21 protein-coding genes and 2 tRNA genes are annotated in these 21746 nt (G+C 70.8%); 13 read left to right on the top strand and 10 right to left on the bottom strand.

Features of this window, described 5'->3' with window-relative positions:
• Positions 1 to 6: 6 nt before the first annotated feature.
• Positions 7 to 687, top strand: a complete 681-nt coding sequence (locus ABZ939_RS08355) for an AIM24 family protein (protein ID WP_361850644.1) — start codon at positions 7 to 9, stop codon at positions 685 to 687.
• Positions 688 to 706: 19 nt separating this feature from the next.
• Positions 707 to 1462 (top strand): AIM24 family protein, encoded by a 756-nt coding sequence (locus ABZ939_RS08350; protein ID WP_361850642.1) that lies wholly within the window; start codon positions 707 to 709, stop codon positions 1460 to 1462.
• A gap of 54 nt (positions 1463 to 1516) precedes the next feature.
• Here ABZ939_RS08350 and ABZ939_RS08345 read toward each other — a convergent pair whose 3' ends face one another.
• Both ABZ939_RS08345 and ABZ939_RS08340 read right to left on the bottom strand, forming a co-directional pair.
• Positions 1517 to 2056 (bottom strand): NUDIX hydrolase, encoded by a 540-nt coding sequence (locus ABZ939_RS08345; protein ID WP_361850640.1) that lies wholly within the window; start codon positions 2054 to 2056, stop codon positions 1517 to 1519.
• Positions 2053 to 3510 carry a zinc-dependent metalloprotease gene (locus ABZ939_RS08340; RefSeq protein ID WP_361850638.1) on the bottom strand — a complete coding sequence of 486 codons (1458 nt, stop codon included), beginning with the start codon at positions 3508 to 3510 and terminating at the stop codon, positions 2053 to 2055. The genes ABZ939_RS08345 and ABZ939_RS08340 overlap by 4 nt, the downstream gene beginning before the upstream one ends.
• 191 nt (positions 3511 to 3701) lie before the next feature.
• On the opposite strand from ABZ939_RS08340, the gene ABZ939_RS08335 reads away from it, so the two are divergent.
• The 4 genes from ABZ939_RS08335 to ABZ939_RS08320 all read left to right on the top strand — a co-directional run bounded on the left by ABZ939_RS08335 (position 3702) and on the right by ABZ939_RS08320 (position 7003).
• Positions 3702 to 4811, top strand: a complete 1110-nt coding sequence (locus ABZ939_RS08335; protein ID WP_361850636.1) for an SDR family oxidoreductase — start codon at positions 3702 to 3704, stop codon at positions 4809 to 4811.
• A gap of 78 nt (positions 4812 to 4889) precedes the next feature.
• Positions 4890 to 5351 carry a molybdenum cofactor biosynthesis protein MoaE gene (locus ABZ939_RS08330; RefSeq protein WP_361850634.1) on the top strand — a complete coding sequence of 154 codons (462 nt, stop codon included), beginning with the start codon at positions 4890 to 4892 and terminating at the stop codon, positions 5349 to 5351.
• Between the two features lie 258 nt (positions 5352 to 5609).
• Positions 5610 to 5840, top strand: a complete 231-nt coding sequence (locus ABZ939_RS08325; RefSeq protein WP_361850727.1) for a hypothetical protein — start codon at positions 5610 to 5612, stop codon at positions 5838 to 5840.
• A 74-nt stretch (positions 5841 to 5914) separates the two neighbouring features.
• Positions 5915 to 7003 carry a PDZ domain-containing protein gene (locus tag ABZ939_RS08320; RefSeq protein ID WP_361850632.1) on the top strand — a complete coding sequence of 363 codons (1089 nt, stop codon included), beginning with the start codon at positions 5915 to 5917 and terminating at the stop codon, positions 7001 to 7003.
• Positions 7004 to 7082: 79 nt separating this feature from the next.
• Here ABZ939_RS08320 and ABZ939_RS08315 read toward each other — a convergent pair whose 3' ends face one another.
• Positions 7083 to 7637 (bottom strand): PPA1309 family protein, encoded by a 555-nt coding sequence (locus ABZ939_RS08315; protein ID WP_361850630.1) that lies wholly within the window; start codon positions 7635 to 7637, stop codon positions 7083 to 7085.
• Between the two features lie 135 nt (positions 7638 to 7772).
• On the opposite strand from ABZ939_RS08315, the gene ABZ939_RS08310 reads away from it, so the two are divergent.
• The 4 genes from ABZ939_RS08310 to ABZ939_RS08295 all read left to right on the top strand — a co-directional run bounded on the left by ABZ939_RS08310 (position 7773) and on the right by ABZ939_RS08295 (position 13189).
• Positions 7773 to 10745 (top strand): UPF0182 family protein, encoded by a 2973-nt coding sequence (locus ABZ939_RS08310; RefSeq protein ID WP_361850628.1) that lies wholly within the window; start codon positions 7773 to 7775, stop codon positions 10743 to 10745.
• Positions 10746 to 10805: 60 nt separating this feature from the next.
• Positions 10806 to 10879, top strand: a tRNA-Met gene (locus tag ABZ939_RS08305).
• Positions 10880 to 11083: 204 nt separating this feature from the next.
• The gene (locus ABZ939_RS08300; protein WP_361850626.1) at positions 11084 to 13069 is read left to right on the top strand and encodes a tetratricopeptide repeat protein; all 1986 of its coding nucleotides are present in this window, start codon (positions 11084 to 11086) and stop codon (positions 13067 to 13069) included.
• A gap of 46 nt (positions 13070 to 13115) precedes the next feature.
• Positions 13116 to 13189: transfer RNA gene (locus ABZ939_RS08295), tRNA-Met, on the top strand.
• A 114-nt stretch (positions 13190 to 13303) separates the two neighbouring features.
• Here the strand turns inward: ABZ939_RS08295 and ABZ939_RS08290 are convergent.
• Entirely contained in the window at positions 13304 to 13723 is a 420-nt protein-coding gene (locus ABZ939_RS08290; protein WP_361850624.1) for a Fur family transcriptional regulator, read from the bottom strand.
• Between the two features lie 138 nt (positions 13724 to 13861).
• Between ABZ939_RS08290 and ABZ939_RS08285 the strand changes: the two genes are divergently transcribed.
• Complete coding sequence (locus ABZ939_RS08285; protein WP_361850622.1) at positions 13862 to 15313, top strand: catalase; 1452 nt, start codon at positions 13862 to 13864, stop codon at positions 15311 to 15313.
• Positions 15314 to 15376: 63 nt separating this feature from the next.
• Here ABZ939_RS08285 and ABZ939_RS08280 read toward each other — a convergent pair whose 3' ends face one another.
• The gene (locus ABZ939_RS08280; RefSeq protein ID WP_361850620.1) at positions 15377 to 15778 is read right to left on the bottom strand and encodes a CBS domain-containing protein; all 402 of its coding nucleotides are present in this window, start codon (positions 15776 to 15778) and stop codon (positions 15377 to 15379) included.
• Positions 15779 to 15918: 140 nt separating this feature from the next.
• Positions 15919 to 16719 (bottom strand): histidinol-phosphatase, encoded by an 801-nt coding sequence (hisN, locus tag ABZ939_RS08275; protein WP_361850618.1) that lies wholly within the window; start codon positions 16717 to 16719, stop codon positions 15919 to 15921.
• A 106-nt stretch (positions 16720 to 16825) separates the two neighbouring features.
• Here hisN and ABZ939_RS08270 point away from each other — a divergent pair, with 106 nt between their 5' ends.
• Positions 16826 to 17485: a TetR/AcrR family transcriptional regulator gene (locus ABZ939_RS08270; protein WP_361850616.1), complete on the top strand. Its 660-nt coding sequence runs from the start codon at positions 16826 to 16828 to the stop codon at positions 17483 to 17485.
• Here ABZ939_RS08270 and ABZ939_RS08265 read toward each other — a convergent pair.
• The 4 genes from ABZ939_RS08265 to ABZ939_RS08250 all read right to left on the bottom strand — a co-directional run bounded on the left by ABZ939_RS08265 (position 17377) and on the right by ABZ939_RS08250 (position 20853).
• Positions 17377 to 17700: a multidrug efflux SMR transporter gene (locus tag ABZ939_RS08265; protein WP_361850614.1), complete on the bottom strand. Its 324-nt coding sequence runs from the start codon at positions 17698 to 17700 to the stop codon at positions 17377 to 17379. The two genes, ABZ939_RS08270 and ABZ939_RS08265, sit on opposite strands and share 109 nt — an antisense overlap.
• Positions 17701 to 17792: 92 nt before the next feature.
• Positions 17793 to 18806, bottom strand: a complete 1014-nt coding sequence (gene rsgA / locus ABZ939_RS08260; RefSeq protein ID WP_361850612.1) for a ribosome small subunit-dependent GTPase A — start codon at positions 18804 to 18806, stop codon at positions 17793 to 17795.
• A gap of 3 nt (positions 18807 to 18809) precedes the next feature.
• Positions 18810 to 20138, bottom strand: coding sequence for a 3-phosphoshikimate 1-carboxyvinyltransferase (gene aroA / locus ABZ939_RS08255; RefSeq protein WP_361850610.1), 1329 nt, complete (start codon positions 20136 to 20138; stop codon positions 18810 to 18812).
• A gap of 28 nt (positions 20139 to 20166) precedes the next feature.
• On the bottom strand, positions 20167 to 20853 hold the full coding sequence (locus ABZ939_RS08250) for a M50 family metallopeptidase (protein WP_361850608.1): 687 nt from the start codon (positions 20851 to 20853) through the stop codon (positions 20167 to 20169).
• A 51-nt stretch (positions 20854 to 20904) separates the two neighbouring features.
• Here ABZ939_RS08250 and ABZ939_RS08245 point away from each other — a divergent pair, with 51 nt between their 5' ends.
• A complete protein-coding gene (locus ABZ939_RS08245) occupies positions 20905 to 21720 on the top strand; it encodes an SOS response-associated peptidase (RefSeq protein ID WP_361850606.1) in 816 nt (271 codons plus the stop codon).
• Positions 21721 to 21746 lie beyond the last annotated feature (26 nt).

The following is a 21746-nucleotide window of genomic DNA, read 5'->3' as shown; positions in this document are numbered from 1 at the left end:
GAAGAAATGAACCAGCAACTCGCGGGCTTCGCCCCGACCCCCATGGCGGCCCGGATGGAGAACCACGGGCGCACGATGCTCAAGGTCGCCATGGCCTCCGGCCAGGACCTCTACGCGCGCACCGGTTCGATGGTCGCCTACGAGGGCTTCGTCACCTACGAGCCCAACCCGCCCGCCGCCCGTCAGGTCGCCCAGCAGTGGTTCACCGGCGAGGGCGCGCCCATCATGAAGTGCTCCGGCGACGGTCTGCTCTACCTCGCCGACTACGGCGCGGACGTCGTCGTGATCAACCTTCAGAACGACTCGCTCTCCGTCAACGGCACCAACGTCCTTGCCTTCGACGCCCACCTCCAGTGGGGCGTCGAGAAGGTCAAGGGCCTCGCCAAGTTCGCCGGCCAGGGCCTGTTCAACGTCGAGATCGCGGGCACCGGCTGGGTCGCCCTGACCTCGCGTGGCACGCCGATCGTCGTCGACTGCGGCCGCGGCGAGGACGAGACGTACGTCGACCCCGACGCGCTCGTCGCCTGGTCGCCGGCGCTCAAGGTCAAGGGCAAGCGCAGCTTCAAGGCCTCCTCCCTGATCGGACGGGGCAGCGGCGAGGCGTACCAGATGGCCTTCTCCGGCCAGGGCATCGTCGTCGTACAGCCGAGCGAGGACAGCACCGACCGCCTGCGGATCCGGGGCTGAGGGGGAGCGAGAACACACCATGCAGAGCCCGCTTTTCAACTACGCCGAGCAGCAGAGCCAGGAACGGTACGTCATCCAGAACCCGCAGCTGCTGCGGGTCGCTCTGACCGGCTCGGACGACATCCTCGCCCGCAAGGGCGCCATGGTCGCCTACCAGGGGCTCGTCGACTTCGACGGCGAGTACCAGACGCCCACGCAGCGCCGCGCCCAGGCCCGGACGGGTGAGGGCCTCGACCTCATGCGCTGCTCCGGCCAGGGCACGGTCTACTTCGCCAACCTCGCCCAGTACATCCACGTCGTGGAGGTCGAGCAGGAGGGCATGACCGTCGACAGCGCCTACGTCCTGGCGCTGGACTCGACCCTGCACACCGAGGTCATCGCCGTGGACAGCCAGTACGGCATCTCCGGCTCCGGCAAGTACCAGCTCAACATCTCCGGCCGCGGCAAGGTCGCCCTCATGACCTCCGGTCAGCCGCTGATGATGCAGGTCACGCCGGACAAGTACGTCAACGTCGACGCGGACGCGATCGTCGCCTGGTCCACCGGGCTGCGGGTGCAGATGCAGTCGCAGACGACGAACTCCAGCATCCGTCGCCGCCGTGGCAACACGGGTGAGGGCTGGGAGCTCAGCTTCCTCGGACAGGGCTTCGCCCTCGTCCAGCCCAGCGAGGTCATGCCGCCGCAGAACGCGGCCATCGGCCAGGGCATCGCCGCCCAGTTCGGCGCCGGTCAGCACGGTTCGCACGCCCAGAACCAGAACAACGCCTGGAACTGAGCGTGCGTAAGGGGCGGCCTCCTGGGAGGCCGCCCCTTACCCGTGTCTCCGTGCCTACAGCCGGGCGCGGGTGTCCTCCAGCAGCCGTACCACCGAGGTGTCGGCCACGGACGCCACCTCGTCGTACGCGAACCACCGCAGGTCCAGCGACTCCTCGCTGATGGCCTCCACCGCGTCGGCCGGTGCCGCCGCCGCGTACTGCACATCCAGATGCCAGTGGCACGGCGCCGGGATCGGATGCCGGTCGAGGCGTACCGGGCCGCCGGACAGCAGCGTCAGACCGGGGATGCCGGACTCCTCCGTCGCCTCCCGCAGGGCCGCCTCGGCCAGCGTCGTGTCACCCGGCTCGCAGTGGCCGCCCATCTGCAACCACATGCCGAGCTTCTTGTGCAGCGTCAGCAGCACCCGCTCGCGCTCGGGATCCACCACCAGCGCGCTGGCCGTCAGATGGCCGGCCTCGCAGGCCTTCCACATCCCGTCCTCGTGCGCCGCGAGATGGTCCAGATACGTCTGGCGCAGCTCTTCCTGCGCCCCGTCCGGTCCGGCGGGGCCGTATGCCTTCAGTACGAGTACGGCGTCGTCGTGCAGGCTCACTTGGCGCTGTCGTCCTTGCCCTCGTCGTCGCCGTCCCGCTGCGCGGCCTCGCCCAGCATCTTGTCGATCTCCGAGAAGTCGAGGTGCTCGCGGTGGACGAAGCCGTCCGGGTCGTCCAGGTCCGATGCCGTCGGCAGCATGTCCGGGTGCTCCCACAGGTCGTCGCGGCCGTCGACACCGCGCGCGTCCGTGAGCGAGGCCCACAGCCGCGAGGCGTCCCGCAGCCGGCGCGGACGCAGCTCGAGACCGATGAGCGTCGCGAAGGTCTGCTCGGCCGGACCGCCGCTCGCCCGGCGCCTGCGCAGCGTCTCGCGCAGCGCGTCCGCCGAGGTGAGCCGGGACTTCGCGGCCTCGTGGACCACCGCGTCCACCCAGCCCTCGACCAGCGCGAGCGCCGTCTCCAGACGGGCCAGAGCGGCCTTCTGCTCCGGCGTGTCCTCGGGCTGGAACATGCCCTGCTGCAACGCCTCCTGCAGCTGCTCCGGGTGCGTCGGGTCCAGCTGACCCACCGCCTCCTCCAGCTTCGACGTGTCGACCTTGATCCCCCGGGCATAGCCCTCGACCGCGCCGAACAGATGCGAGCGCAGCCACGGCACATGGGCGAAGAGCCGCTGGTGGGCGGCCTCGCGCAGGGCCAGGTACAGCCGCACCTCGTCCTTCGGGACACCCAGGTCCTTGCCGAACGTCTCGATGTTCAGCGGCAGCAGCGCCGCCTTGCCGGCCGGACCGAGCGGCAGACCGACATCGGTCGAACCGACGACCTCGCCCGCGAGCGCACCGACGGCCTGCCCGATCTGCTGACCGAACATGGCGCCACCCATGGAGCGCATCATGCCGATCAGCGGGCCCGCCATGGCCTGCATCTCCTCGGGCAGCACATCGCCCATCGCCGCGCCGACCCGCTCGGCGACCGGGTCGACCAGCTGCTGCCAGGCCGGCAGCGTCGCCTCGACCCACTCCGCGCGGCTCCACGCCACGGCCGTGCTCGCACCCGAGGGCAGCGAGGTCACGCCGTCCAGCCACAGGTCGGCCAGGCGCACGGCCTCCTCGACCGCCGCCTTCTCCGCCGGACCCACGCTGGCGTCCTTGGTGCCGTCGGACGTGCCCTGGGCGACCACCTGGCGGGCGATCTGCTTGGCCATGTCCCAGTTCACGGGTCCGCCCTCGTACGAGAGCATCTGGCCGAGCTGCTGGAAGGCCGCGCCCAGGTCGTTGGGGTTCAGCGAGCCGAACATCGCGGCGAACGGATTGTCCGCCCCGCCGGGGCCGCCCATGCCCGGCAGACCGCCCATGCCCGGCAGACCGCCGAAGCCGAACGGATTGGCCCCGAACGGGTTGTCGCCGCCCTGGCCACCGGACCCCTGGCCACCTCCGGCGGGGTCCTTCTTCTTGCCCTCGTCGCCGTTCTCCGGCTCCTCCGGCGGAAGGCCGAATCCGAATGGGGTGTCACTCACAGGTTTCCTCGGCTCGTAGGGCCGCCGGCTTCCTGCCGACGGCGACTGCCCGCTACACACCACCAGCGTAGACATCCGGGCCGGATATGGGCTCGGTGCTCCGCCGGGCCGTGGCCTGCGGCAGGATGGACGCCACCTGGTACGTACGCGTCATTCGTGTACGTACTGAAGACAACCGCTGGAGACGCCCGGTGAGTTCCCCAGATCCTCAGGTTCGCGCAGCGCGAAACATCTCGACCCGGTCCCCCGGGCGCGGCCCCGTGGTCGCGGTCACCGGCGCCGCTTCCGGAGTCGGCGACCTGCTGACCAGGCGCCTTGCCGCCTCCGATGAGATCAAGCAGGTCATCGCGATCGACGAGCGCCGGGGCGAGGTCTCCGAGGCGCAGTGGCACATCCTCGACGTCCGCGACCCGGCGATCGCCGAGAAGCTGCGGGGCGCCGACGTGGTCGTGCACCTCGCCGTCGACCTCGACCTGGAGTCGGACGCCGCCGCCCGAACGGCCTACAACGTGCGCGGCACACAGACCGTGCTGACCGCCGCAGCGGCGGCCGGCGTGCACCGGGTGGTGCTCTGCACCTCCGCGATGGTCTACGGCGCGCTGCCCGACAACGACATCCCGCTCTCCGAGGACGCCGAACTGCGGGCGACCGCGGAGGCCACCGGCGTCGGCGACATGCTGGAGATCGAGCGGCTGGGCCGCCGCGCGCCCCGCGCCCACCCCGGGCTGCACGTCACCGTGGTCAGGCCCGCGGTCCTGGTCGGCGGCACGGACACCGCCCTGACCCGCTACTTCGAGTCGCCGCGGCTGCTCGTCGTCGCCGGCTCGCGCCCGACCTGGCAGTTCTGCCACGTCGAGGACCTGGTCAGCGCGCTGGAGTACGCGGCCCTGGAGAAGGTCGACGGGGAGTTCGCGGTCGGCTGCGACGGATGGCTGGAGCAGGAGGAGGTCGAGGAGCTCTCCGGGATCCGGCGCATGGAGCTGCCTTCGGCGGTCGCCCTCGGCGCGGCGGCCCGGCTGCACCGGATCGGCCTCACGCCGTCCCCGGCGGGAGACCTGGCGTACACGATGCACCCGTGGGTGGTCAGCGTGGGACGGCTGCACGACGCGGGCTGGCGGCCGCGGTGGACCAACGAGGAGGTTCTCGCCGCGCTCCTGGAGGAGGTCGAGGGCCGGCACACGGTCGCGGGCCGCAGGCTCGGCCGCAAGGACGCGACGGCGGCGGGTGCGGCCGGTGCGACGGTGGCGCTGCTGGGCACGGCGGCGCTGGTCCGGCAGATGCGGAAGCGGCGCGGCATGTAGGACCCTCCTACGGAGGGTCCTGTCCACCGGTCGAAAGCGCTATTCCGGTACGTCCGTGCGGTACGGCACCATGGGCGCATGGCACGTACCTACGATCACCCCGGCGAGCGGACCGCCGCCGATCCGATCAAGCTGCTCGCGATCCGCGACACCCCGCTCTCGGTCGACGAGGTCTTCCGGGCCGTCGGCGACGACGCGGCCGGGGGCACGACGCTCTTCGTGGGCACCGTGCGCAACCACGACGGCGGTGCGGACGTCGACGCGCTCGGGTACTCCTGCCACCCCTCCGCCGAGGCCGAGCTGCGCCGCGTCGCCGAGAAGGTCGTCGCCGACTACCCGGTCCGCGCACTGGCGGCCGTCCACCGGGTGGGCGATCTGCAGGTCGGCGATCTCGCGGTCGTCGTCGCGGTCTCCTGCCCCCACCGCGGCGAGGCCTTCGAGGCCTGCCGCAAGCTGATCGACGACCTCAAGCACGAGGTCCCCATCTGGAAGCACCAGACCTTCTCCGACGGCACCGAGGAGTGGGTAGGCGCCTGCTGAGCGGCCGGCCCGCCAGGTCTGGGGGTCGCCCGGACGGAGTCTGGGGGAGGGTCGGAGCCTGCTGAGCGGCCGCCTACGTCGGCGCCTGTCGAGGCGCCCGCTCCGGTGGTGGCAAGGCGCCGCGCCGACGCCGTGTAGCCGAACGCCCCGATTTGCGTAACCGCCCCCCTGGCAGCAGCGTTGAAGCTGCAGATCGTTAGTCTGCTGATCGGCCGGGTCACGGTCGGTTGCGGTCGCTCATGGGGATGGGAGGTCGGGATGGCAGCGCTTGCTTGGTTGCTGATTCCGCTTTTCGCAGTTGTCGGCGCGGCGATATGGGGAAGCTGGGCCCAGAGGAACAAGACCATCGGGGACGTGGCCGAGCTCGCCGGCTACGCGCGGTTCCGGGACGCGATGGAGCGTTCTCATTCCGGTATTGCAGGTACCGACCCTCAGATGGCTCCGGCCGCCTCCGCGTCCGGCGTACGCAGTAGCCAAGTCTCCGGCTGACCTCCCACCGCCGGCCGGCTCGTACGGACCCGCCCCACAGGTGCACTCACAGACCGGTCCCGTACTGTCGTTCCATGCCACGCCGCACTGCGACGATGCTCGCCTCCACCCTGGTCCTGATCACTCTGCTCTGTGTGGGCGTCCTGGTTCCGGTGCCGTACGCGGAGATGAGCCCCGGCCCGACGGTCAACACCCTCGGCGAGGCCGATGGAGAGCCCGTCCTCCAGATCTCCGGTCACCAGACGTACCCCACCGACGGGCACCTCAACATGACGACGGTCCGCGTCACCAGCGCGGACTACCGGATGAACATGGTCGAGGCCGTCTACGGCTGGCTCGCCCACGACAACGTCGTGGTTCCCAAGGAGACCCTCTACCCGGACGGCAAGACCGAGGAGGAGTCGAGCCAGGAGAACGCCGAGGAGTTCAGCCAGTCGCAGGAGAGCGCCAAGGTCGCCGCCCTCGACGAGCTGAACATCCCGGTGACCACCCGGGTCGTCGTCGCCACCGTCGTGAAGGACAGCCCCGCCCAGGGCAAGCTGCACGCCGGGGACGTCATCAAGTCCGTCGACGGCGTCCCCGTGAAGGAGCCGGGGGACGTCGCCAAGCAGGTCACCAAGCGCAAGCCCGGCGAGACGGTCGAGTTCACCATCGTCCCCGCCAAGGAGGCGGCGGAGGCCGAGAAGGCCCGCAAGGAGCCCACCGCCACCGAGAAGGTCACGATCACCACCGTGAAGTCCGAGGAGGGCGACCGGGCGATCGTCGGCATCCAGGCCGGCACCGACCATGTCTTCCCGTTCACGATCGACATCAAGCTCGCCGACGTCGGCGGGCCGAGCGCCGGTCTGATGTTCGCGCTCGGCATCGTCGACAAGCTGACGCCCGGGAGCCTCACCGACGGCAAGTTCATCGCCGGTACGGGAACCATCGACGACAAGGGCAAGGTCGGCCCGATCGGCGGTATCGAGATGAAGCTGGTCGGCGCGCGCGACGCGGGCGCCCGGTACTTCCTCACCCCGGCCGACAACTGCGAGGCCGCCGCCTCCGACATCCCCGACGGCCTCACCCTCATCAGGGTGGACACCATCGACGACGCGACGAAGTCGCTGGAGAAGCTCCGCAAGGGCGACACGAAGAGCCTGCCGAGCTGCTCGAAGAGCTGAGACGCACGAAGGAAGACGCACGAAGGAAAGGGGGCGCCCCGGTCATCGACCGGGGCGCCCCCTTCTTTTCGCGTACTTCTCAGGACTCGAACGTCGCCGCCAGGGCGTCCGCGAGCCCCGGCACCAGGTCCGCGCCGGTCAGCACCTCGTTCGGGGAGTCCTTCTCGCGCAGCCGGATGGCCGCCTCGCGGGCGCCGTCACGGAGCACCGCCACGGTCATCCGGACCTCCTGGCGGTCCGGGTGCCGGGCCACCCACTTCGCCAGAGCGGCCTCGTCCAAGCCGTCCGGCACGGACGCCTCGGCCGACGGCGGCAGCATGAGCCGCTCCACCGTCAGCGCGCAGCCGGCCACGGCGTCGGGCCAGGCGATCGTGCCGAGGAACTCGTCGAGGGGCTTTCCCTTGGGCAGCTCCTCCTGCTCGATGGGGGTGAAGGCGGCGGCTTCCGCGCCTTCGAGGCCGAGCTGGGAGGCGAGTCCCGGCTCCTGGGCGCGCAGGCGGGCGGTGTCGACGAGGGCGAAGAGCCGGGCCGGCCGGTCCCAGCCGAGGCCGGAGGCGTACTCGTCGATCTCGAGCACCGCGCGGGTGAGGGGGCTCGCGGCCATGGGGGTGCCGGAGGGGGAAACGTTGGACATGACCCATATCCTGCCTCCTTCGCCCCCGAAGACGGGAACTAGGTAAAGCCTCAGTAAGTTGCACCAGTGGGCTCTACGATCGCGGAGCCTGCTTATCGACGCATCAACCTCGAGGGGCGCACGTTGGCTTTCCAGATGCCGGACCGCGGAGGCGGCGGAGGCCCGTCCGGGCCAAGGATCAGAGTCGGCCGGCCGTCCCGGCGGGCCCGCACGCTGCTCATGACGCTGGGCGTGCTGGCCGTCCTGGCCATGGTGTTCGTCATGTTCGCCGGGTTCTGGACGGACTGGCTCTGGTACCGCTCGGTCAATTACTCGTCCGTGTTCACCACCACCCTGTGGACCAAGATCGGCCTGTTCGCCGTCTTCGGTCTGCTGATGGGGCTCGCCGTCGGATTCAACATCTGGCTGGCGCACCGGCTGCGGCCGCCGCTCAGTGCGATGTCGCTGGAGCAGCAGAGCCTCGACCGGTACCGGATGGGCCTGGCCCCCTACAAGAAGTGGGTGCTCCTCGCGATCACCGCTCTGGTGGGTCTGATCGCCGGTGCCTCGGCCTCCGGCCAGTGGCGGACCTGGCTGATGTGGGTGAACGGCGTCCCGTTCGGCCAGAAGGACCCGCAGTTCCAGCTGGACGTGGCGTTCTACGCCTTCGACCTGCCCTGGTACCGCTTCCTGCTCGCCTTCGGCTTCGCCGCCACCGTCCTCTCGCTGGTCGCCGCCGCGCTGACGCACTATCTGTACGGCGGACTGCGCGTGACCAGCCCCGGTGCACGCGCCACCGCCGCGGCGACCGGCCACCTCTCGGTGCTGCTCGGCGTCTTCGTCTCGCTGAAGGCCGTGGCGTACTGGCTCGACCGGTACGGCCTCGCCGTGAAGTCCAGCGACTTCAAGGCGGCCGGCAACTGGACGGGTCTGCGGTACGTCGACGCCAACGCCTACCTGCCGGCGAAGACGATCCTCTTCTGCATCGCCGCGATCTGCGCCGTGCTGTTCTTCGCGACGCTCTGGCGCCGCACCTGGCAGCTGCCGGTGATCGGCTTCGGGCTCATGGTCCTGTCGGCGATCCTGATCGGCGGCCTGTACCCGGCCATCGTGCAGAAGTTCCAGGTCCAGCCGAACGAGCAGGCCAAGGAAGCGCCGTACATCCAGAAGAACATCAACGCGACGCGCAAGGCGTACGCCATCGACTCCACCGAGCCGGAGAACTACTCCGGCAAGTCCACGGTGAAGGCCAAGGACACGCTCCGCGCGAACGCCGACACGGCGGCCAGCTACCGGCTGATCGACCCGAACATCGTCTCGCCGACGTTCCAGCAGCTGGAGCAGAAGCGGAAGTACTACCAGTTCCCGACCACCCTGGACGTCGACCGCTACCAGGGCAAGGACACCGTCGTCGGCCTGCGTGAGCTCAACATCAAGGGCATCCCGAAGCGGAACTGGATCAACGACCACTTCACGTACACCCACGGCTATGGCGCGATCATGGCGGCGGGCACGCAGACGGACGCCAACGGCTCCCCGGTCTTCACCGAGTCCGGCCTGCCGACCACGGGGATGCTCGGCCCGTACCAGCAGCGGGTCTACTACGGCGAGAAGACGGATCAGTACTCGATCGTCGGCGGCCCGCAGAAGGAGCTGGACTACGAGGAGAACGGCGAGAAGACCACCAGCTACGAGGGCAAGAGCGGGGTCAACCTCTCCAACACCTTCAACCGCGCCGCCTACGCGGTCGCGTTCAGCGAGCCGCAGATCCTCTACTCGGGGGCCATCGGCGAGGGCTCGCGGATCCTCTACAACCGCACGCCCAAGGAGCGCGTCGAGGCGGTCGCACCCTGGCTGACCATCGACGGCGACGCCTACCCGGCCGTCGTCGGCGGCAAGATCCAGTGGATCGTCGACGCGTACACGACGACGAACGGCTACCCGTACGCCTCGCGCACCACGCTGGGCGAGTCCACGGCCGACGCGCTGACGGTCGGCAACCAGCAGCGCGCGGTGGTCGCCCAGCAGAACCAGGTCAACTACATCCGCAACTCGGTGAAGGCCACCGTCGACGCGTACGACGGCACGGTCACGCTGTACCAGTGGGACAAGGAAGACCCGGTCCTCAAGACCTGGATGAAGGCGTTCCCGGACACCGTGCAGTCGCGTGAGTCGATCAGCCCCGACCTCATGCAGCACCTGCGGTACCCGCAGGACATGTTCAAGGTCCAGCGCGAGCTGCTCACCCGGTACCACGTGAAGGACCCGGCGCAGTTCTACAGCGGCTCGGACGCCTGGCAGGTGCCGGACGACCCGACCAACAAGGACCGCAGCGCGGTCCCGCCGTACTACCTGAGCATGAAGATGCCCGGGGACAAGCAGCAGCAGTTCTCGCTGACGACGACGTTCACCCCGAACGGGCGGCCCAACCTGGGCGGCTTCATGGCGGTCGACGCCGACGCCGACAGCAAGGACTACGGCCGCATAAGGCTGTTGCGCGTCACCTCCGAGGTCCCCGGACCGGAGCAGGTGCAGAACAAGCTCAACAGCCTGCCGTCGGTGGCGACCTTCGTCCGGGACATGAAGGGTGCCGACTCCGACATCCAGTACGGCAACCTGCTGACGGTGCCGCTCGACGGCGGGTTCCTGTACGTCGAGCCGGTGTACGCCCAGGGCCGCAACGCGCACTACCCGCTGCTGAAGAAGGTCGCGGTGTCGTACGTGGACGCGGACCAGCCGGACGGTGACACGACCAAGGACACCACGGTGTTCGAGGACAACCTCACCGAGGCGCTGAACGCGGTCTTCGGGGTGGACGGTGCGACGCCGCCCCAGCAGCCGGAGCAGCCCGGCACCAAGCCGCCGACGACGCCGACCACGAACGACGCGGCGCTGAAGCAGGCCATCGCGGACGCGCAGAAGGCGTACGACGACGGCGAGGCCGCGCTCCAGAAGGGTGACTGGGCCGCGTACGGCAAGGCCCAGGAGGCCCTGCAGGACGCGCTCGACCGGGCGGCGGACGCGGGCGCGAAGCTGACCCCGAGCGACCAGAAGCCGGCGGACCAGAAGCCGGCCGAGCAGAAGCCCGGGGCGACCCCGTCGACCAGCGCGAGTCCGCCCAGCGGCTGACCGGTCGACCGACCTGGTCAAAGCTCCACTCCGCGTCGTGATACCTTGAGTACACAACGACGCGGGGTGGAGCAGCTCGGTAGCTCGCTGGGCTCATAACCCAGAGGTCGCAGGTTCAAATCCTGTCCCCGCTACTGAAGACAAGGGCCCGGATCCATCAGGATCCGGGCCCTTGTCGTGTTCGGCGGGACGCGCCGGGCCCCGAAGCGCGGTGGGGATGGGGCGAGTTGGGGTGAGTCGTGTTTGACTTATCTCTCTGTGGGCATGTCGACAAAACGCTGAAGTGACCTCACTGGCTGCGGTATACCAGGTGTACGCGCGTTGCGGGTGGTGCGACGATGGAATTTATGGGGGACAGGGCAACTCTGTTGGAGACAGGGCGGTTTGTGCAGCGGCACGTCAAGAGTGCCGCAGACGACATCATCGAGGCCGCGGTGGCCGTCGATGCGACCGTCGACACCACCGCCGAGAACGAGACCGAGACCGAGGCGCGTCACCGGCGTGCCGCCGAGAGCGGCGACGCCGCGTCGATGAGCGTGCTCGGCGCGCTGCTGCTGCGCCGTGGTGACCTGGACGGCGCGGAGCCGTACCTGCGCGGCGCCACCGCCGAGGGGGACCGCGCGGCCGCCAACAACCTGGGTGTCCTGCTGCACCAGCGCGGATACGCCGACGAGGCCGCCGGCTGGTGGCGGGTCGCCGCCGTCGCGGGCTCCGCGCCCGCCGCCCACGCGCTCGGCCGCCACCACCGCGAGCGCGGCGACGAGCCCGCCGCCGAGTACTGGCTGCGCCAGTCCGCCGAGCAGGGCCACGCCCTGGGCGCCTACGCGCTCGCCGACCTCCTGGAGCACCGCAGCGACGTCGGCGCCGAGCGCTGGCTGCGGGCCGCCGCCGAGCGGGGTCACCGCGAGGCCGCGTACCGGCTCGCCCGCGCCCTGGAGCGGCGCGCCCAGGAGACCACCCGCGGTCCGTCCGCCTCCGGTCTCTCGGCCCGCGACGCGCTCGCCCACGACACCGCGAAGGCCGACACCGCGAAGGCCGACACGGCCAGGGCCGATGTCGCCGAGGTCGACGTCGCGAAGTCGGACACCGGCGCCGCCGCCGCGACCGTCGACGAACTCACCGAGGCCGAGCAGTGGTTCCGGCAGGCCGCCGCCCGCGGGCACCGGCGTGCCGCGCTGCACCTCGGGGCGATCCTGGAGAAGCGGGGCGAACTCAAGGAGGCCGGCCGCTGGTACCTGAGTTCGGCCAAGGAAGGCGAGTCCAAGGCCGCCTGCGCGCTCGGCTTCCTGCTCCGCGACGCCGGTGACGAGGAGAGCGCCGCCGTGTGGTGGCTGCGCGCCGCCCAGGACGGCGACGGCAACGCCGCCAACGCGCTCGGCGCCCTGCACGCCGCCCGCGGAGAGCAGCAGACCGCCGAGCGCTGGTACCGCGCCGCCATGGACGCGGGCGATGTGAACGGGGCGTACAACCTCGGGCTGCTCTGCGCCGCCCAGGACCGTGTCCAGCACGCCGAGCAGTGGTACCGCCGCGCCGCCTACGCGGGCCACCGCGAGGCCGCCAACGCGCTGGCCGTGCTCCTCCTCCAGGCCGGGGACACGGACGGCGCCGAGCCCTGGTTCTCCAAGGCCGCGGAGGCCGGCAGCGTCGATGCCGCCTTCAATCTCGGCATTCTCTACGCGGGTCGCGACGACGACCGGTCGGCGCTGCGCTGGTACGAGCGCGCGGCCGCCGCGGGCCACACCGAGGCAGCCCTCCAGGTCGGCATCGCCAGCCTGCGGGACGGCGACGAGCAGACCGCCGAGCGGCATCTGCGGTGCGCGGCGGGCGGCGGCAGCGCCGAGGCCGCGTTCCGGCTCGCCTCCGTGCTCGACGCGCGTCGGCCGGACCCTGGCCCGCCCGCGCTCGGGGCTCCGAGCGCGGGTGAGAAGACCGAGTGCGAGGAGTGGTACGAGCGGGCCGCCCAGCAGGGCCACCGGCGCGCCCAGGTGCGGGTGGGCATGCTCGCCGCGGCGCGCGGTGACGTGGCGGACGCGGCCCATTGGTACCGCGAGGCGGCCGAGGCAGGCAGCCGTAACGGCGCCTTCAACCTCGGCCTGCTCCTCGCCCGCGAGGGCAGCGAGCGCGAGGCCGCGCTGTGGTGGACCCGCGCCGCCCGCGCCGGCCACGGACGCGCCGCGCTCCGGCTCGCGCTTCTGGCTGCCCGGCGGGGTGAGCTGTCGGAGGGGCGGCGCTGGTGCGCGAGGGCCGTGGAGCTCGGGCCCGCGGAGGTGTCCGAGCGGGCGGCCCGGCTGAGCGAGGCGCTGCACCAGGAGCTCACTGCTTAAGGGATTTGCGCTGGTCGTGGGCGTCCCGTAAGGTTGGGTTCACCGACGCGGGGTGGAGCAGCTCGGTAGCTCGCTGGGCTCATAACCCAGAGGTCGCAGGTTCAAATCCTGTCCCCGCTACTCAGTAGCGAACGAAGGCCCGGATCCAGTCACTGGATCCGGGCCTTCGTCGTATGTGCGCACAGGGAGCATGAGGAAGCCCCCACCTTCCGGTGGGGGCTTCCTCATGTCGTCTCAGGCCGTGGCCGCGCAGTTCGGGCAGATGCCCCGGTACGTGACCTCGACCCCCGAGATCGTGAAGCCGAAGCGCTCCGTGTCCGGGAGGTCCGCCAGGGGGTTGCCGGAGGGGTGGACGTCACGGATGGCGCCGCAGCGCCCGCAGACCAGGTGCTGGTGCGGGCGGTGGGCGTTCGGGTCGTACCGCTTGGCGCGGCCGTCCGTCGCCACTTCCATGACCTCACCGAGCGTGACCATCTCGCCCAGCGTGTTGTAGACGGTCGCCCGGGAGATCTCGGGCAGCCGCTCCACGGCACGGGCGTGTACCTCGTCGGCGGTCAGATGGACGTGATCGCCGTCGAGGACCTCGGCGACGACGCGCCGCTGCGCGGTCATTCGCCAGCCGCGGCCGCGCAGTCGTTCCAACAGGTCACTCATAAGGGCCAGCCTAACAGTGGAGGGACCAAGATCCCGAACGGGTGTGACTTTGGAACGCTGCTTGACTTAGACAATGTCCATTGTAGGATCGGGCTCAGGCCAGGACAGGGCTTGCAGGCGACAACGCAGGAGGCGCACGTGACGCAGGGACCGCTCACCACGGAGGCCGGCGCGCCGGTGGCCGACAACCAGAACAGCGAGACGGCGGGCGTCGGCGGTCCCGTCCTCGTCCAGGACCAGCTCCTCCTCGAGAAGCTCGCCCACTTCAACCGCGAGCGCATCCCGGAGCGCGTGGTCCACGCCCGCGGCGCCGGCGCGTACGGCACCTTCACGCTCACCCGTGACGTCTCGCGGTGGACGCGCGCCGCGTTCCTCTCCGAGGTCGGCAAGCAGACCGAGACGTTCCTGCGCTTCTCCACCGTCGCCGGCAACCTCGGTGCGGCCGACGCGGTACGCGACCCGCGCGGCTGGGCGCTGAAGTTCTACACCGAGGAGGGCAATTACGACCTCGTCGGCAACAACACCCCGGTGTTCTTCATCAAGGACGCCATCAAGTTCCCCGACTTCATCCACACCCAGAAGCGCGACCCGTACACGGGCTCGCAGGAGGCCGACAACGTCTGGGACTTCTGGGGCCTGTCCCCGGAGTCGACCCACCAGGTGACGTGGCTCTTCGGCGACCGCGGCATCCCCGCCTCGTACCGCCACATGAACGGCTACGGCTCGCACACCTACCAGTGGAACAACGAGGCCGGCGAGGTCTTCTGGGTCAAGTACCACTTCAAGACCGACCAGGGGATCAAGAACCTCACCCAGGACGAGGCCAACAGGCTCGCCGGTGAGGACCCCGACTCCCACCAGCGCGATCTGCGCGAGGCCATCGAGCGCGGCGACTTCCCGACCTGGACCGTGCAGGTCCAGATCATGCCCGCGGCCGACGCGGCGACGTACCGCTTCAACCCGTTCGACCTCACCAAGGTGTGGCCGCACGAGGACTACCCGCCGATCGAGATCGGCAAGCTGGAGCTCAACCGCAACCCGGAGAACATCTTCGCCGAGGTCGAGCAGTCGATCTTCAGCCCCGCGCACTTCGTGCCGGGCATCGGCCCTTCGCCCGACAAGATGCTGCAGGGCCGCCTCTTCGCCTACGGCGACGCCCACCGCTACCGCGTCGGCATCAACGCCGACCACCTGCCGGTGAACCGCCCGCACGCCACCGAGGCGCGCACCAACTCCCGTGACGGGTTCCTGTACGACGGCCGCCACAAGGGCGCGAAGAACTACGAGCCGAACAGCTTCGGCGGCCCGCACCAGACCGACCGCCCGCTGTGGGTCGGCACCCCGGTCACCGGCGTCACCGGCGACCACGTGGCTCCCTCCCACTCCGAGGACGACGACTTCGTGCAGGCGGGCACCCTCTACCGCCTGATGTCGGAGGACGAGAAGGGCCGTCTGATCGACAACCTGGCGGGCTTCATCGCCAAGGTGTCGCGCGACGACATCGCCGAGCGGGCGATCGACAACTTCCGCAAGGCGGACGGTGACTTCGGCAAGCGGCTCGAGACCGCGGTCCAGGCCCTGCGCGGCTGAGGGCGCTTGCTGGAGAGAAGGAGCGGGCCGGACTTCCGTACGGAAGTCCGGCCCGCTCCCGTGTCAGCTCGCCATGGGCGCCGCGTGCCGGTGGGCCGGTGACCAGCAGCGGATGATGTCGCGTACGGAGACGATGCCGACCGGTCCCCGGCCGTCGAGGACGACGAGGTGTCGGAAGCCGCCGTGCGACATGGCCGAGGCCGCCTCCTCCAGGGTCCAGGTGGGGGCGGCGAAGACGATGTCGGTCGTGGTGTGGGAGCCCGCGGTCTCGTGGTCGGGGTTCTGGTCGGCGCCGATCGAGTTGAGGATGTCGCGTTCGGTGAGGATGCCGAGGCCGCCGGCGTCGGTGTCGAGGACGACCGCCGCGCCGACGCGGCGCGCCGACATCAGCCTGGCCGCCTGGCGGAGGGTGTGGGCGGGACCGATGGTGAGGACCACCGTGCTCATGGCGTCACGGACGAGCATGAAAAGAGCCACCTCCTTCGTGAACCGTTCCCGCCTTCAACGAGAACGGTTTCACAAGTTCACAAGTGGGGGGACTCTCAGAGTGGCATCGGGGGCGGGACTCAACAAGGGGGCGCGCGAGGCGCCCGCAGGGGGGCGCGTCAGCTCTTCTGGTTCAGATAGCTCAGCAGTTCGCCGTGGAGCAGGCCGTTCGACGCCGCCGCGTTGCCGCTGTGCGGACCGTGCCGGCCGTCGAGACCGGTGAACGTGCCGCCCGCCTCCTGGACGACGATCGCCGTCGCCGCCATGTCCCAGAGGGACAGCTCCGGCTCGGCGCAGACGTCCACCGAGCCCTCGGCGACCATCATGTACGGCCAGAAGTCGCCGTACGCCCGCGTCCGCCAGCACGCGCGCGTGAGGTCGAGGAAGCCGTCGAGGCGGCCCCGCTCCTCCCAGCCGCTCAACGAGGAGTACGCGAAGGAGGCGTCGGCGAGCTCGGAGACCTGCGAGACCTGGATCCGGGTCGCCGAGGTCAGGCTGCGGCCCGTGTACGCGCCCGCGCCCTTCGCGGCCCACCAGCGCCGGCCGAGCGCCGGCGCCGAGACCACGCCCACCACCGGCTGGAAACCGGTGTCGCCGGCCTCCATCAGCGCGATCAGGGTCGCCCAGACGGGCACACCGCGCACATAGTTCTTGGTGCCGTCGATCGGGTCGATCACCCAGCGGCGCGGGCCCGTGCCCTCCACGCCGTACTCCTCGCCGAGGATCGCGTCACGCGGCCGTGCCCGCTGGAGCTGGCCGCGGATCAGCTCCTCGGCGGCCTTGTCCGCCTCGCTGACCGGCGTCATGTCCGGCTTGGTCTCGACTTTCAGGTCGAGCGCCTTGAACCGGTCCATGGTGGCCGCATCGGCGGCATCCGCGAGGACATGGGCGAGACGCAGATCATCGTGGTAATCGGCCATGGTCGAAACTCTATCCCTCGAAGGGACGTGGGCCGACGGATGCCCTTGACAGTGCGTGGCCGCCCGTCAACTCTGAGCGCAGAACCGTTCTGGCCGGGAGGCGACGATGCCTACTGCCCGTGAGGCCCTGTTGGACGCCGCGCTGGCGGCCCTCGCGGGGCTGCCCTGGTCCGCGGTCCGGATGGTCGACGTCGCCTCCGCCGCGGGTGTCTCGCGGCAGACCCTCTACAACGAGTTCGGCAGCAAGGAGGGTCTGGCCCGCGCGCTGGTACGGCGCGAGGCCGACGCCTACCTCCATGGTGTGGACCAGGTCCTCGCCCGACCCGTCCCGCCCGCGCGGAACCTCGCCGCCGTCGCCGAGTGGACCGTCGCCGAGGCCGTCGCCCGTCCGGTGCTGCGCGCGCTGCTCACCGGCTGCTGGGGCGAGCGGCTCCCCACGCCCCGCCCGGCGCGGCCCGGAGCCCGCGCCTCCGCCGTCCCCGCTCAGCGGCGCGCCGATGCCGGGGTGCCCTCGCCCGCGGACCTGCTGGGACTCGCACGGGACCGGGCCGCGAGCGCGCTGGGGCGGGACGACGGTGAGGTGCTGCGATCGTGCGAGGTCGTCCTGCGCCTCGCGCTGTCGTACGTCGTCGCCCCCGGACCGTCGGCGGCGGACGGTCAGTGGGTCGAACCGGAGAGCTGGAGGCCGATGACGCCGACGATCACCAGCGTGATCGAGACGATCTTCAGGGTCGACACCAGGTCGCCGAGGAAGATCATTCCGTAGATCGCCGTCCCGGCCGCGCCGATGCCGGTCCACACGGCGTACGCGGGACCCACGTCCAGCTTGCGCAGGGCGAGCGTCAGCAGACCGAAGCTGCCGAGGGCGAAACACGCGAAGGCGACCGTCGGCCAGAACCGGGTGAACCCGTGCGAGAGCTTCAGGCAGACCGCGAAGCCCGTCTCGAGGAGCCCCGCGACCACCACCAGCAGCCACGCCATCGTCAGTGCCTCCCACGCCGTCGGTGACTGCTTCGTCGCACTTGGTGCGATTATGCACTTACCAGCAGCAGCCGACCGCAAACGTGCGCGACTCAGTCGCCTTCGCGTCGCTCCCGGGTGGAGAGAAGCCGCCGCAGCGAATGCAGCCGCGCCGGGTCGGCATGGCCCTCGGCCACCCACGTGTCCAGCGCGCAGTCCGGCTCGTCGTGGCTGCAGGCCCGCGGACAGTTCTCGGTGCCGGGCACGAGATCGGGGAAGGCGAGGATCACCCGGGACGGATCGACGTGGTTCAGACCGAAGGACCGCACGCCCGGGGTGTCGATCACCCAGCCGCCCTCCTTGTCGTTGAGCGGCAGGGCGAGCGCCGAGGTGGTGGTGTGCCGGCCGCGGCCCGTGACCGCGTTGACCACACCCGTGGTCCGCCGCCGGTCCGCCGGGACCAGCGCGTTGACCAGGGTCGTCTTGCCGACACCGGAATGCCCGACGAACGCCGTGGTCCGCCCCTTGAGGTGCTCGTGCACCCGCTCGGCGGCGACCCCGTCCACGAACTCGTCGCGCGTGGTGACCACGTGCGGCACGCCGAGCGCGCCGTACATCTCCAGGAGCTCGTCCGGCGGCGCCAGGTCCGACTTCGTCAGGACGAGGAGCGGGGAGAGCCCGCCGTCGTACGCGGCGACCAGACAGCGGTCGATCAGCCGCGGGCGGGGCTCGGGGTCGGCGAGCGCGGTGACGATCGCCAGCTGGTCGGCGTTGGCGACGACGACGCGCTCGAAAGGATCGTCGTCGTCGGCCGTACGGCGGAGTACGGAGCTGCGCTCACCGATCCGGACGATCCGGGCCAGCGTGTCCTTCTCGCCGGACAGATCGCCCACGAGGGAGACCCGGTCGCCGACGACGGCGGCCTTGCGGCCCAGCTCGCGCGCCTTCATCGCCAGGACGACCCGGTCGTCGACGAGACACGTCAGCCGGCCCCGGTCCACGGTGAGGACCATGCCCTCGACCGCGTCCTCGTGCTTCGGGCGGATGTTGGTGCGGGGACGGTTGCCCTTGCGGTTGGGCCGCTGGCGGATGTCGTCCTCGTCGGTGTGCTTCCCGTAACGCCGCATGCCTCAGACTCCGAGCATTTCGGTCCACATCCTGGGGAAGTCGGGCAAGGTCTTGGCGGTCGTCGCCACGTTCTCGATCTCCACGCCCTCGACCGCGAGGCCGATGATCGCGCCGGCCGTCGCCATGCGGTGGTCGTGGTACGTGTGGAAGACCCCGCCGTGCAGCGGGCGCGGACGGATGTGCAGACCGTCCTCGGTCTCCGTCACGTCGCCGCCGAGCTCGTTGATCTCCTTGGTCAGGGCCGCCAGGCGGTCCGTCTCGTGGAGCCGCAGATGGGCGACGCCGCGCAGCGTGGAGGGGGAGTCGGCCAGCGCCGCGACCGCCGCGATGCCGGGCGTCAGCTCGCCGACCTCGCTCAGGTCGACGTCGATGCCGTGGATCCGGCCCGTGCCGGTGAAGGTGAGGCCCGCCTCGGTCAGCTCGCAGGAGCCACCCATCTCGGTGAAGATCTCGCGCAGCGCGTCACCGGGCTGAGTGGTCCGGGCCGGCCAGTCCGGGACCGTGACCCGGCCACCGGTGACCAGGGCCGCGGCCAGGAACGGCTGGGCGTTGGACAGGTCGGGCTCGACGGTCAGGTCCCGGCCGAGCAGGGCGGAGGGAGAGACCCGCCAGACGTTCGGCTCGCCACCGGTCTCCGGCTCGTCGACCTGCGCGCCGACCAGACGGAGCATGTCGACGGTCATCCGGATGTGGGGGAGGGAGGGCAGGTTCGCGCCGACGTGCCGTACCTCCACGCCCTGGTTGAAGCGGGGCGCGGAGAGCAGCAGGGCGCTCACGAACTGCGAGGACGAGGAGGCGTCGATCTCCACCGGGCCGCCGTCGAGCGCCCCGCCGCCGTGCACCGTCATCGGCAGCGCGCCGCGCCCGTCGTCGTCGATCCGGGCGCCGAGCACGCGCAGCGCGTCGATCACGCCGTTCAGCGGACGCTCGTGGGAACGGGCGTCGCCGTCGAAGTGCACCGGGCCGTCGGCGAGGGCCGCGACCGGCGGCAGGAAGCGCATGACCGTACCGGCGTTGCCGACGTCCACGGTCGCCGGGCCGCGCAGCCCGGCGGGGATGATCCGCCACGCCTCGCCCGTACCGTCCGGGCCCACGCCCTCCTCGATCTTCACGCCGAGCGTGCGCAGCGCCTCGGCCATCAGGAGCGTGTCGCGGGAGCGCAGCGGGCGGCGCAGCCAGCCCGGCTCGGCGGCGAGCGCCGCGAGGACCAGGCCACGGTTGGTGACCGACTTCGATCCGGGCACGGTGACGGTCGCGTCGACGGGACCGCTCGCGTACGGGGCGGGCCAGGGGTCGGTCTGCAGGTCGGCGTGCGAGGAGGTATCGGTCATGCCCTCACTTTAGTGGGGACCGCACCGACTACAGCCCCAGCAGCCAGCGCCCTCCGCCGAGCAGGGAACAGATCGACACGGCGTGGAAGAGGAAGAGCCAGAGCACCGGGTGCACATGGGTGAGTCGGGCGAGCTGGTCGGCGTCCGAGTCCGGCGCCCCTCCGTGGCGCCTCTTGCGCTGGAGTTCGAAGACCGGCCGGACCCCGCCGACGAGCAGGAACCAGACGAAGGAGTACGCGAACGCCGACTGCACGTCCGGGCCCGTCAGCCAGGAGACCAGGACGAACGCGGCGCCCGTGAGGAGCACGGTGAAGATCCCGTACGCGTTGCGGACCATCACGAGCATGGCGAGCAGGAGCGCCGTCGCCAGCCAGAGCAGGAGCGTGATCCGGTGGTCGGCGAGCAGCCAGGCGCCGCCGAGTCCGAGCAGCGGGGCGGCGGTGTAGCCGGCGGCAGCGGTGAGGATCATGCCGAGGCCGGTCGGGCGGCCGCGGGAGACGGTGAGCCCGCTGGTGTCCGAGTGGAGCCGGATGGACTCGAGCCGACGGCCGGTGACGAGGGCGATCAGACCGTGGCCGCCCTCGTGGGCGATGGTGATGGCGTTGCGGGACAGCCGCCATATCGCGCGGGGGACGGTGACGAGGAGGGCTGCCACGCCGGTGACGATCACCAGCCACTCTTCCGGGGCGGGCTGCGTGCCGAGGACTTCGTTCATTTTCTGGATCGGCTCCTCAGCGGGGTCGGGGATCGTGGCAGTGTGGCACGTATGTGCGGACGGTATGCAGCGAGTCGTCGGCCCGAGGACCTGGTGGGTGCCTTCGAGGTCGAGAAGTGGGAGCCCGAGGAGACCCTGGCTCCCGACTGGAACGTGGCCCCGACCAAGGAGGTCTACGCGGTTCTGGAACGCCCTCTGAAGGACGCGGATTCACCGCGGCCGGTTCGCCAGCTGCGGAGACTGAAGTGGGGCCTGGTGCCGTCCTGGTCGAAGACGCCGGAGGGCGCGGCCAGGATGATCAACGCCCGGGCGGAGACGGTCGCCGAGAAGCCGTCGTTCAAGCGGGCCTTCTCCGCGCGGCGCTGCATCCTGCCGGCCGACGGCTATTACGAATGGGTGACCGGCTCGGGGGAGCGGGACCTGGAGGTCGAGGGGAAGAAGAAGCGGCCGCGGAAGCAGCCGTACTTCGTGACCCCGGCGGACGGCTCGGTCTTCGCGATGGCCGGACTCTACGAGTTCTGGCGCGACCGCACGCTGCCGGACGACCACCCGTCGGCCTGGTGGGTGACCTGCTCCGTGATCACCACGGAGGCGGAGACGGGGCCGCTGGGCGTGTCCCCGGCGGAAGGCCCCCGCTCGCTCGCGGACATCCACCCCCGGATGCCGCTGATGCTGACCCCGGACCGCTGGGACGCGTGGCTGGACCCGCGCCGCACGGACGTGGAGGAGCTGCGGGGGCTGCTGGCGGCCCCGCCGGAGGGCCTCATGCGGGCGTACCCGGTGGCCACGGCCGTCAGCAACGTCCGCAACAACGGCCCGGAACTCCTGAAGGAACTGGAGGGCCCGGAGGTCGGCACGCTGTTCTGAGCGCCGCCCCGGACGGCCCCGCGCGG

It is taken from the genome of Streptomyces sp. NPDC046712 (assembly GCF_040645695.1).
Taxonomy (GTDB): Bacteria; Actinomycetota; Actinomycetes; order Streptomycetales; family Streptomycetaceae; genus Streptomyces.
This window is presented reverse-complemented; position numbering and strand designations above follow the sequence as displayed.